Below are 11,647 nucleotides of genomic sequence, written 5' to 3'. Positions count from 1 at the left end.
TAAAAAAAGCCGGCATAGGCCGGCTTGTCACAAGAACCCTGCGGTTCTTACATCTCGTGCGTAATGATGTTGGGGATGGTGTCATCCTTGCGCAACGTCATTATCTCGCAGCCGTTATCAGTCACCACAATAGTATGCTCATACTGTGCCGACAAGCTGCGATCTTTGGTTTTCACCGTCCAGCCGTCTTTCATGGTGCGGATGCGGTAATCACCGGCGTTGACCATAGGCTCAATGGTGAAGGCCATACCGGCCTGTAGCACCACGCCGCCGTCATCGGCATCGTAATGCAGTACCTGCGGCTCTTCGTGGAAACCTTCGCCGATGCCGTGGCCGCAATATTCGCGCACGACGGAGAACTTCTCTGCTTCAACAAACTGCTGGATGGCTTTACCCAGAGTGCGCAGGCGGATACCCGGTTTGACCATCTTCAAGGCCAGATACAGGCTTTCCTGGGTGATGCGGCACAGGCGCTCGCCCAGAATGGTGGGTTTACCGACGATGAACATCTTGGAGGTGTCGCCGTGGAAGCCGTCTTTGATTACGGTCACGTCGATATTGACGATATCCCCGTCTTTCAGCACCTTGTCGTCACTTGGGATGCCGTGGCACACCACTTCGTTCACCGAGATACAGACCGATTTTGGGAAGCCGTGGTAGCCCAGGCAGGCCGAGATCGCCTGCTGTTCATTGGTGATATGCTCGTGGCAGATCCTGTCCAGCTCGCCGGTGGTGACGCCGGGTTTAACGTGGGGCTCGATGATTTCCAGCACTTCTGCGGCCAGGCGGCCCGCAACGCGCATCTTTTGAATATCATCAGGTGTTTTAATTGAAATTGCCATGAAAGTTAGTCCGCAGGTGTCGTTATGGTCGACAAGGTAGAAAGATAAGGCATTGAGTTATGGTATCAGCCCGGCTTGAGGCTGCCAAATTTCATTTGTGAAGGGCCAGGCCAACTGCAACAAAAGTTGGTGTCTGGGGCGGGTTTATGGTATAAAGCGCGCCGGCAGATCCGCATTCGGCCTTGAGTGCCAGTGAGGAAATGACCGAAGTAGTTTTAACTGCACTCACATTGTGTAAATAACACACACGTATCGACACATCCGCCGGGGTGCCTTGAGATGGCTCACGTCATTGTCCGGGTCGGCGTTATGGGATACGTGGAGGCATAACCCCAATCAACTCTAATAGAGGTTTTAATCATGGCAACTGTTTCCATGCGCGACATGCTCCAGGCTGGTGTACACTTTGGTCACCAGACCCGTTACTGGAACCCGAAAATGAAGCCTTTCATCTTCGGCGCACGTAACAAGGTTCACATCATCAACCTGGAAAAAACCGTACCAATGGCCAACCTGGCTTTGGCTGAACTGACCAAGATCTCTTCCCGCAAAGGTAAGATCCTGTTCGTTGGTACCAAGCGCGCAGCAAGCGAAGCGGTAAAAGAATATGCTAACGGCTGCGATCAGTTCTTCGTGAACCATCGCTGGTTGGGCGGCATGCTGACTAACTGGAAAACCGTTCGTCAGTCAATCAAACGTTTGAAAGATCTGGAAATCCAGTCCCAAGACGGCACCTTCGACAAGCTGACCAAGAAAGAAGCGCTGATGCGCACTCGTGAACTGGCCAAGCTGGAAAACTCCCTGGGTGGTATCAAGGACATGGGTGGTCTGCCAGACGCTCTGTTTGTTATCGATGCCGATCACGAACACATCGCGATCAAAGAAGCCAACAACCTGGGTATCCCGGTATTCTCTATCGTTGATACCAACTCCGATCCAGACGGCGTTGACTTCATCATCCCTGGTAACGACGACGCAATCCGTGCAATCAAATTGTACCTGACCGCCGTTTCTGCCGCCATCCGTGAAGGTCGTTCTCAAGATCTGGCCGTTCAGGCGGAAGAAAGCTTCGTAGAAGCTGAATAATAAGGTCAAGCCCTTATTAACCAGGTATTGAATATGTTGGTTAGGGGGGCCTTTAAGGGCCCCCTTTGCTTATCTGAATGAGAACTATCTCCGAGCGAGATAACCGAGGAAAAAGAAATGGCTGATATTACCGCTGCCCTGGTAAAAGAACTGCGTGAGCGTACCAGCGCAGGTATGATGGATTGCAAAAAAGCGCTGATCGAATCTAACGGCGACATCGAGCTGGCAATCGAAAACATGCGTAAATCTGGCGCGATCAAAGCGGCGAAAAAAGCAGGCAACGTAGCTGCTGACGGCGTGATCAAAACCAAGATCGAAGGCAACTTCGGCATGATCGTGGAAGTTAACTGCCAGACCGACTTCGTTGCTAAAGACGGCGGTTTCCAGGCTTTCGCTGACAAAGTGTTGGATGCGGCTTTTGCTGGCAAAATCACTGACGTTGACGTGCTGAAAGCGCAGTTCGAAGAAGAGCGCGTTGCGCTGGTGGCAAAAATCGGTGAGAACATCAACATTCGCCGCATTGCTGCCCTGGAAGGCGACGTGTTGGGTAGCTACCTGCACGGTGCTCGCATCGGTGTTCTGGTTGCCGCTACCAAAGGCGCGGATGAAGAGCTGGTTAAGCAGCTGGCAATGCACGTTGCCGCTAGCAAGCCTGAATTCGTCAAGCCTGAAGATGTGTCTGCTGAAGTGGTAGAGAAAGAGTACCAAGTTCAGTTGGACATCGCCATGCAGTCTGGCAAGCCGAAAGAAATCGCAGAGAAGATGGTTGAAGGCCGCATGAAGAAATTCACCGGCGAAGTCTCTCTGACCGGTCAGCCTTTCGTGATCGAACCAAGCAAGAGCGTTGCTCAGGTGCTGAAAGAGCACAACACTGACGTAACCAATTTCATCCGCTTTGAAGTGGGTGAAGGCATCGAGAAAGTTGAAGCTGACTTTGCTGCTGAAGTTGCAGCAATGAGCAAACAGTCTTAATGCTGTTAATGGAGCCGCCGCGAGGCGGCTCCATTTTATCCAGCCAGAGAAACGCCGATGATGGGCCCCGCGTGCCCAGGCTAATCGGTTGAAAACCCCAATACTATTACTACTGCTTCTTAGGACAGAACACCATGGCAACCAATGCAAAACCCGTTTATCAGCGTATCCTGCTCAAACTGAGTGGTGAAGCCCTGCAAGGTGCAGAAGGCTTTGGGATCGACGCTAGCGTTTTGGATCGCATGGCTCAGGAAGTAAAAGAGCTGGTCGAGCTGGGCATCCAGGTCGGTGTAGTTATTGGCGGTGGCAATCTTTTCCGTGGTGCAGGTCTGGCACAAGCCGGCATGAACCGCGTAGTGGGCGACCACATGGGAATGCTGGCTACCGTGATGAACGGCCTGGCTATGCGTGATGCACTGCACCGTGCCTATGTGAACGCCCGCCTGATGTCTGCCATTCCGTTGAATGGCGTATGTGACAACTACAGCTGGGCAGAGGCGATCAGCCTGCTGCGTAACAACCGCGTGGTGATTTTCTCCGCCGGTACGGGTAACCCGTTCTTTACCACGGATTCTGCGGCCTGCCTGCGCGGCATCGAAATTGAAGCCGATGTGGTATTGAAAGCGACTAAAGTGGATGGTGTATACTCCGCTGACCCGGTGAAAAACCCGGACGCAACGCTGTACGAACAGATCACCTACCAGGACGTGTTGGAGCGTGAGTTAAAAGTGATGGATCTGGCGGCGTTTACGCTGGCCCGCGATCATGGCTTGCCGATCCGCGTATTCAACATGAACAAGCCGGGCGCACTGCGTCGCGTGGTGATGGGTGAGAACGAAGGTACTCTGATCACCAAATAACGGCTGTTTGGCCAAATTTCGCAGGAGCGGGTAACGCCAGGCGTTGTGTGCTTCTGATAAGTAAAATTCACGGGCTATACTTTTCAGTACAGCCTGCCAAGTAACCAGCTTCCAAGGGTTCGCAACGTGATTAATGAAATCAGAAAAGATGCTGATTCACGCATGGAAAAAAGCGTCGAAGCATTTAAAAACCAAATCAGCAAGATCCGTACTGGCCGTGCTTCTCCAAGCATCCTGGACGGCATCATGGTGGAATACTACGGTACAGCAACGCCGCTGCGCCAACTGGCCAACGTCACGGTAGAAGATTCCCGTACGCTGGCGATCAACCTGTTTGACCGTTCTCTGGGGTCGGCGGTAGAAAAAGCCATTATGTCTTCCGATCTGGGCCTGAACCCAAGCTCGGCTGGCACCGTGATCCGCGTTCCGCTTCCTCCGTTGACGGAAGAGCGCCGTAAGGATCTGATCAAGGTCGTACGTGGTGAAGCCGAGCAGGGCCGTGTGGCCGTGCGTAACGTGCGCCGCGATGCCAACGATAAAGTGAAGGCACTGCTGAAAGACAAAGAAATCAGCGAAGATGAAGATCGCCGTTCACAAGACGATATCCAGAAAATGACCGATGCCTACATCAAACTGCTTGATGCGGCATTGGCCGATAAAGAAAAAGAACTGATGGATTTCTAATCTCCATCGCCTTGAAATAAAGCGTCGCCTTGGCGGCGCTTTATTTTTTGTGGTGCAGATCTCGTTTTATCGTACGCACAGAGCGTAAACCAGCCGTGATGCAAGTTACACTGTGGTGTACCTCCGATCTCATCACGCAGTAGATTCAGAGCGATCTCATGAAGCAACTGACAATTCTGGGTTCCACCGGTTCCGTGGGCACCAGCACCCTGGCCGTGGTCAGGGAAAATCCCGACCTTTTCGCGATCAAGGCACTGGTAGCTGGCCGTAATGTAGCGGTCATGGCGCAGCAGTGCATAGAGTTCCGCCCGAGTTATGCGGCAATGGCCGATGAGCAGGCCGCCAATGAGTTACGCGCCGTGCTGGCAGAAAACGGTGTGAAAACCGACGTGTTGGCCGGTGAAAAGGCAGCCTGCGAGCTGGCCGCATTAGACGACGTCGATCAGGTGACGGCCGCTATCGTCGGGGCCGCTGGGCTGTTGCCCACCCTGGCCGCTATTCGTGCCGGTAAGCAGGTGCTGCTGGCGAACAAAGAGTCTCTGGTCACCTGTGGCCGCCTGTTTATGGACGCGGTGCAAAAGAGCCAGGCACAGTTGCTGCCACTGGACAGCGAGCACAACGCCATCTTCCAGAGTCTGCCAGAAAGCATCCAACGCCAACTGGGGTATAGCTCGCTGGAAGCCCACGGCGTTTCGCGCATCGTGCTGACCGGTTCCGGTGGCCCGTTCCGTACTACGCCGATGGAACAGTTCGCCACTATGACGCCGGATCAGGCCTGTGCGCATCCCAACTGGTCTATGGGGCGCAAAATCTCGGTAGATTCCGCCACCATGATGAACAAGGGGCTGGAGTATATCGAGGCTCGCTGGCTGTTCAACGCCTCGGCAGAGCAGATGGAAGTGATCCTCCATCCGCAGTCGGTGATCCACTCCATGGTGCGCTATGCCGATGGTAGCGTGCTGGCCCAACTGGGTACGCCGGATATGCGCACGCCTATTGCCCATGCCATGGCTTACCCGCAGAGGGTCCACTCCGGGGTGGCTGCACTCGATTTCTGCCGTATCGGGGCGCTGACCTTCTCCGAGCCGGAGCGTGAGCGCTATCCTTGCCTGTATTTGGCGATCGAAGCCTTCGATGCGGGCCAGGCGGCGACCACCGCGCTCAACGCGGCCAATGAAATTGCCGTAGCGGCATTTTTGCAGCAACAAATTCGTTTCACTGATATTTCAGCCATGAACCAAAAGGTTGTTGAATGTATGGCGCTGGCGGAGCCAACCAGTATTGAGATGGTGTTGGAGATCGATCGTCAGGCGCGTGAGGTGGCTCGAGGTCTGGTTCGTAACCTGCGGGTTTAATCACTTGGGCGGGGTGTACCGAGGGCAAATTCGGCTCTGCTACATTGTCTGAATTTGCTGGTAAACTCGCCAGGCCGCCGTGTGGCCGTTTGTTCAGGCTTCACGGAGGTGTTATAGTCTGCGCCATAATCACCGGTTATACCGTTGAATAATGGCCGGATTGGCAGCTCTTTTTACCTGACAAACGCGGCCAATAGGGCAGTGCCAAGCCAGAAGACGGGGAAAACTTACGCCAATCTTTGCCGGGAGCCCCTTGGGGCACCAGGCAGGCAGACTGAAAAGCTGTGTCAGGCACACGGCTTTTTTTGCGCGTAAGGTCCGATATTCCGGCAAGGCTGTGGTGTTTCTACCGAGGAAATAAGTACGAGTTATGTCGTCCGCAAACCAACAAGAAGCTAATCTTTCTGCTCATGGGCCACGTCATGTCGCGATCATTATGGACGGCAATGGGCGTTGGGCTAAACGCCAGGGCAAGTTACGTGTCTTCGGTCATAAAGCAGGGGTGAAATCGGTACGCCGCGCGGTCAGTTTTGCCGCCAGTCACCATTTAGATGCACTCACGCTTTATGCCTTCAGCAGCGAAAACTGGAACCGTCCGGCGCAGGAAGTCTCCGCGCTGATGGAGCTTTTTGTCCGCGCACTGGACAGCGAAGTAAAAAGCCTGCATAAACATAATGTCAGGTTGCGAGTGATCGGCGATGTCAGCCGGTTCAGCGCACGTTTGCAAGAGCGTATCCGCCGCTCGGAGCAACTGACAGAAAATAACGATGGCCTGACGCTTAACGTTGCCGCCAATTACGGTGGCCGTTGGGATATTATTCAGGGAGTGAAGGATCTGGCTGAGCAAGTGCAGCAGGGTACGCTGTGCGTGGACCAGATCAGCGAGGAGTTACTGGGTGAGCGCGTCTGCATGAGCGATTTGTCTCCGGTGGATCTGGTGATCCGTACCGGCGGCGAACATCGCATCAGTAACTTTTTGTTGTGGCAAATTGCGTACGCCGAGCTTTACTTTACTGATGTACTCTGGCCAGATTTTGATGAACTTGTCTTTGAAGGTGCGCTGAATGCATTTGCACAACGCGAGCGTCGCTTCGGAGGAACAACACCTATCGACGCCAATGCGTCCTAGGGGGAACTTTTGCTGAAGTCTCGCATCATAACGGCTCTGATTTTAATTCCGATTGTTATCGCAGCGCTGTTCTTACTGCCGCCGATGGGCTTTGCCCTGGTAACACTCGCTGTGTGCATGTTAGCCGCCTGGGAATGGGGGCAGTTGGCTGGCTTTGCTGCCCGCCCCCAACGTATCTGGCTGGCGATATTGTGCGGTTTCCTATTGGCGCTGATGATGCTCAGCGTGCCTGCCTACCATCAGTCTGTTCACCAATTGCAGATCGCTGGCCCGCTATGGTTGTCGCTGGGATGGTGGCTGGTGGCTCTGCTGCTGGTGCTGTTCTATCCAGGCTCGGCGGCGCTGTGGCGTAATTCGCGCACCTTGCGGCTGGTCTTTGGCCTGTTGACCATCGTGCCGTTTTTCTGGGGCATGCTGGCACTGCGTCAGTTCGGCTATGAAGAGAATCATTTTACCGGTGCCTGGTGGTTGCTGTACGTTATGCTGCTGGTCTGGGGCGCAGATTCCGGCGCCTACATGTTCGGCAAGCTGTTTGGCAAACACAAGCTGGCACCGAAGGTCTCCCCAGGCAAAACCTGGGAAGGGCTGGTCGGTGGGCTGGTCACGTCTGCCGTGATTTCGTGGCTGTTTGGCCGCTATGCGCCGCTGAACGTGGTGCCTATGACCCTATTGGTCTGTTCGGTAATTGCGGCCCTGGCTTCGGTATTGGGCGATCTGACGGAAAGCATGTTCAAACGTGAAGCCGGTATCAAGGACAGTGGTCATCTGATCCCGGGGCACGGCGGCATTCTGGATCGTATCGATAGCCTGACCGCAGCGGTACCGGTATTTGCCTGCTTGATGCTGTTAGTGTTTTAATCCGTCATCGGCGGGGGGAGTAAAGGGATTCTATGGTCAGCGTACTCTGGAACTTGGTCGCGTTTATTATCGCTCTGGGTATATTGATCACCGTGCATGAGTTCGGGCACTTTTGGGTGGCCCGCCGCTGTGGCGTCCGCGTGGAGCGCTTCTCTATCGGCTTTGGCCGTGCGCTATGGCGCCGCACCGATCGCCAGGGCACCGAATATGTCGTCGCCATGATCCCCCTTGGCGGCTATGTCAAAATGCTCGATGAGCGCGTCGAAACGGTAGCTCCCGAGCTGCGTCATGAGGCGTTCAATAATAAAACCGTCTGGCAGCGCGCGGCGATTGTCAGCGCGGGCCCCATTGCCAATTTCCTGTTTGCCATTCTTGCCTATTGGGTCGTCTTTATCATCGGCGTGCCGAGTTACCGCCCGGTCATCGGTGAAATTACTCCGCAATCCATTGCCGCTCATGCCGAAATTTCTCCGGGAATGGAACTTAAGTCCGTTGACGGTATCGAAACGCCTGATTGGGAATCTGTTCGTCTGGCGTTGGTGACCAAAATCGGTGATGCGCAAACCGAGGTAGAAATTGCTCCGTTTGGTACCTCACAAAAGGTGAGCAAGACCCTGGATTTGCGCCACTGGAGCTTTGAGCCGGACAAAGAAGATCCCGTGCGTTCTCTAGGCATGATCCCGCGTGGCCCGCAGATTGAATCCGTGCTGGCGGAAGTCCAGACCGGGTCGGCTGCGCAAAAGGCAGGTTTACAAGCGGGGGACAGGATCGTTAAAGTCGATGGTCAGCCACTTGGTCGTTGGGTTACGTTGGTTAAACGTATCCACAATGCTCCAGGGCTTCCGCTGGTTTTAGAGATAGAAAGAAACGGCGCCCCCTTGTCTTTAACGCTGATACCAGATACAAAGCCGGTGGGAAAAGACAAAGCGGTGGGGTTTGCCGGGATTATACCTAAAGTTATCCCTCTGCCGGATGAGTACAAGACCATCCGTCAATATGGGCCGTTCTCTGCGCTGTATCAGGCGGGGGACAAAACCTGGCAGCTGATGCACCTTACGGTCAGCATGATAGGTAAATTAATTACCGGTGATGTAAAGCTGAACAACCTGAGTGGCCCGATTTCCATTGCACAGGGAGCAGGGGCATCAGCAGAGGTGGGTTTTGTGTATTATATGATGTTCCTGGCGTTGATTAGCGTCAACTTAGGGATCATCAACCTCTTCCCATTACCGGTATTAGATGGTGGGCATCTCCTCTTCCTGGCGATAGAAAAGCTGAAGGGGGGGCCAGTTTCTGAGCGAGTACAGGACTACAGCTACCGCATTGGTTCGATCTTGTTGGTACTGCTGATGGGTCTTGCACTTTTCAATGATTTTTCTCGTCTTTAGGGGCGGGGACAGGTTAGGAAGAACGCATAACAACGATGGCGATGAAAAAGTTGCTCATAGCGTCGCTGCTGTTTGGCAGCGCCACCGTATACGGTGCAGACGGGTTCGTAGTGAAGGATATTCATTTCGAAGGCCTGCAACGAGTCGCCGTCGGTGCGGCGTTACTCAACATGCCGGTTCGCGTAGGCGATACCGTCTCTGATGATGATATCGGTAATACCATCCGTGCGTTGTTTGCCACTGGCAACTTCGAGGACGTTCGCGTCCTGCGCGATGGTGATACGCTGATTGTTCAGGTTAAGGAACGCCCTACCATTGCCAGCATCACTTTCTCCGGTAACAAATCGGTGAAAGATGACATGCTCAAGCAAAACCTGGAGGCCTCTGGCGTCCGGGTTGGTGAAGCACTCGACCGCACTACCTTATCCAGCATTGAAAAAGGGTTGGAAGACTTCTACTACAGCGTCGGTAAATACAGTGCCTCGGTGAAAGCCGTTGTCACGCCGTTGCCGCGCAACCGTGTTGACCTGAAACTGGTGTTCACGGAAGGGGTTTCCGCCAAGATTCAACAAATCAACATTGTCGGCAACCATGCCTTCACCAACGATGAGCTGATCGCGCACTTCCAGTTGCGTGATGATGTGCCGTGGTGGAACGTAGTGGCCGATCGCAAATACCAGAAGCAAAAGCTGGCGGGGGACCTTGAAAGCCTGCGCAGCTTCTATCTGGATCGCGGCTATGCCCGTTTCAATATCGATTCGACGCAGGTCAGCCTGACGCCAGATAAAAAAGGCATCTATATCACCGTTAACATCACCGAAGGCGATCAGTACAAGCTTTCCGGCGTGGTGGTCAATGGCAACCTGGCCGGTCATTCGGCAGAGGTGGCCCAGTTGACCAAGATTGAGCCAGGTGAGCTGTTTAACGGCACCAAAGTGACCAAAATGGAAGATAACATCAAGAAGATGTTTGGCCGTTATGGTTACGCCTATCCTCGCGTACAGACTCAGCCTGAAATCAACGATGCGGATAAGACCGTGAAGCTGAACGTCAACATCGACGCGGGTAACCGTTTCTATGTGCGTCGCATCAAGTTCGAAGGCAACGACACCAGTAAAGATTCCGTTCTGCGCCGCGAAATGCGCCAGATGGAAGGGGCGTGGCTGGGTAACGATCAGGTCGAGCAGGGTAAAGAGCGTCTGAACCGTCTGGGTTACTTCGAGACGGTCGACGTTGAAACCCAGCGTGTACCGGGTTCCCCCGATCAGGTTGATATCACCTATAAGGTGAAAGAACGTAACACCGGGACGCTGAACTTTGGTGTGGGTTACGGTACCGAAAGTGGCGTCAGCTTCCAGGCGGGTGTACAGCAGGATAACTGGCTGGGCACGGGCTACTCTGTTGGCATCAGCGGTACCAAGAACGACTACCAGACCTATACCGAGCTGTCGGTGACCAACCCGTACTTCACCGTTGACGGTGTGAGTCTGGGCGGCCGTATCTTCTATAACGACTTTAAAGCGAATAATGCCGATCTGTCTGACTATACCAACAGCAGTTATGGTGTTGACGGCACGCTGGGCTTCCCAATCAACGAGAACAACTCGCTGCGCGCTGGCCTGGGTTACGTCCATAACTCCCTGTCAGAAATGCAGCCGCAGATTGCCATGTGGCGCTATCTGAACTCGATGGGCGATTATCCTGACTTTAAGGATCGCGCCAGCTTTACAGCCGATGACTTCACGCTGAACCTGGGCTGGACCTATAATAATCTGGACCGTGGCTATTTCCCTACCCAGGGTAACCGCACTACGTTCAACACCAAGGTGACCGTGCCGGGTTCCGACAACTCATACTACAAGATGACGTTGGACACCGCGCAGTATATGCCGCTTAACGATGACAAGACCTGGGTGTTGCTGGGTCGTGGCCGTGTGGGCTATGCCGATGGATTGGGCGGTAAAGAAATGCCGTTCTATGAAAACTTCTATGCGGGTGGTTCAAGTACCGTACGTGGCTTCCAGTCCAACACCATTGGTCCAAAAGCCGTGTACTACAACTCCAACTCGTATCAGTGTCAGTTTAAAGTCGGTAGCACAACGGATCGTCAGGATATCTGTAATTCGAACGATGCGGTGGGCGGGAACGCCATGGCCGTGGCAAGTATGGAGTTGATCACGCCTACGCCGTTCCTTAGCGAGAAATACGCCAACTCGGTACGTACTTCACTGTTTATCGATGCCGGTACCGTGTGGGATACCCACTGGGAAAACACCGATCAGACGCTGATGTACGGGGTGCCAGACTACAGCAAAGCGAGCAACATTCGCGTGTCTGCCGGTCTTGCGCTGCAGTGGATGTCTCCACTGGGGCCGTTGGTCTTCTCCTATGCGGATCCGATCAAGAAATACGACGGCGACAGGTCGGAGCAGTTCCAGTTTAACATCGGTAAAACCTGGTAATAACCGGTTTC

The 11,647-nt window shown here is 53.9% G+C and carries 10 protein-coding genes; 9 read left to right on the top strand and 1 reads right to left on the bottom strand.

Translation table 11 applies throughout. The features are described from left to right. Positions 1-47 precede the first annotated feature (47 nt). Positions 48-842: a type I methionyl aminopeptidase gene (gene map / locus KGP26_RS22145; protein ID WP_021179907.1), complete on the bottom strand. Its 795-nt coding sequence runs from the start codon at positions 840-842 to the stop codon at positions 48-50. Between the two features lie 360 nt (positions 843-1,202). Between map and rpsB the strand changes: the two genes are divergently transcribed. The 9 genes from rpsB (at position 1,203) to bamA (ending at position 11,636) form a co-directional block, all read left to right on the top strand. After that, positions 1,203-1,928, top strand: coding sequence for a 30S ribosomal protein S2 (gene rpsB, locus KGP26_RS22140; protein ID WP_021179908.1), 726 nt, complete (start codon positions 1,203-1,205; stop codon positions 1,926-1,928). Between the two features lie 117 nt (positions 1,929-2,045). Then, the gene (gene tsf, locus KGP26_RS22135) at positions 2,046-2,900 is read left to right on the top strand and encodes a translation elongation factor Ts (RefSeq protein ID WP_021179909.1); all 855 of its coding nucleotides are present in this window, start codon (positions 2,046-2,048) and stop codon (positions 2,898-2,900) included. 134 nt (positions 2,901-3,034) lie between these two features. Then, a complete protein-coding gene (gene pyrH, locus KGP26_RS22130) occupies positions 3,035-3,760 on the top strand; it encodes a UMP kinase (protein WP_021179910.1) in 726 nt (241 codons plus the stop codon). Between the two features lie 126 nt (positions 3,761-3,886). Further along, complete coding sequence (gene frr / locus KGP26_RS22125) at positions 3,887-4,444, top strand: ribosome recycling factor (RefSeq protein ID WP_021179911.1); 558 nt, start codon at positions 3,887-3,889, stop codon at positions 4,442-4,444. 158 nt (positions 4,445-4,602) lie between these two features. After that, positions 4,603-5,799: a 1-deoxy-D-xylulose-5-phosphate reductoisomerase gene (gene ispC / locus KGP26_RS22120; RefSeq protein WP_223664622.1), complete on the top strand. Its 1,197-nt coding sequence runs from the start codon at positions 4,603-4,605 to the stop codon at positions 5,797-5,799. Between the two features lie 370 nt (positions 5,800-6,169). Next, a complete protein-coding gene (gene ispU, locus KGP26_RS22115; protein ID WP_021179913.1) occupies positions 6,170-6,928 on the top strand; it encodes a (2E,6E)-farnesyl-diphosphate-specific ditrans,polycis-undecaprenyl-diphosphate synthase in 759 nt (252 codons plus the stop codon). Positions 6,929-6,937: 9 nt separating this feature from the next. Beyond that, positions 6,938-7,786: a phosphatidate cytidylyltransferase gene (cdsA, locus tag KGP26_RS22110; protein ID WP_021179914.1), complete on the top strand. Its 849-nt coding sequence runs from the start codon at positions 6,938-6,940 to the stop codon at positions 7,784-7,786. Between the two features lie 32 nt (positions 7,787-7,818). Next, positions 7,819-9,174, top strand: coding sequence for a sigma E protease regulator RseP (gene rseP, locus KGP26_RS22105; protein ID WP_021179915.1), 1,356 nt, complete (start codon positions 7,819-7,821; stop codon positions 9,172-9,174). Positions 9,175-9,209: 35 nt separating this feature from the next. After that, complete coding sequence (gene bamA / locus KGP26_RS22100; RefSeq protein ID WP_021179916.1) at positions 9,210-11,636, top strand: outer membrane protein assembly factor BamA; 2,427 nt, start codon at positions 9,210-9,212, stop codon at positions 11,634-11,636. The last annotated feature ends 11 nt before the right edge of the window (positions 11,637-11,647 follow it).

This window comes from Serratia sp. JSRIV002, from assembly GCF_019968725.1.
GTDB classification, from domain to species: Bacteria; Pseudomonadota; Gammaproteobacteria; order Enterobacterales; family Enterobacteriaceae; genus Chania; species Chania fonticola_B.
This window is presented reverse-complemented; position numbering and strand designations above follow the sequence as displayed.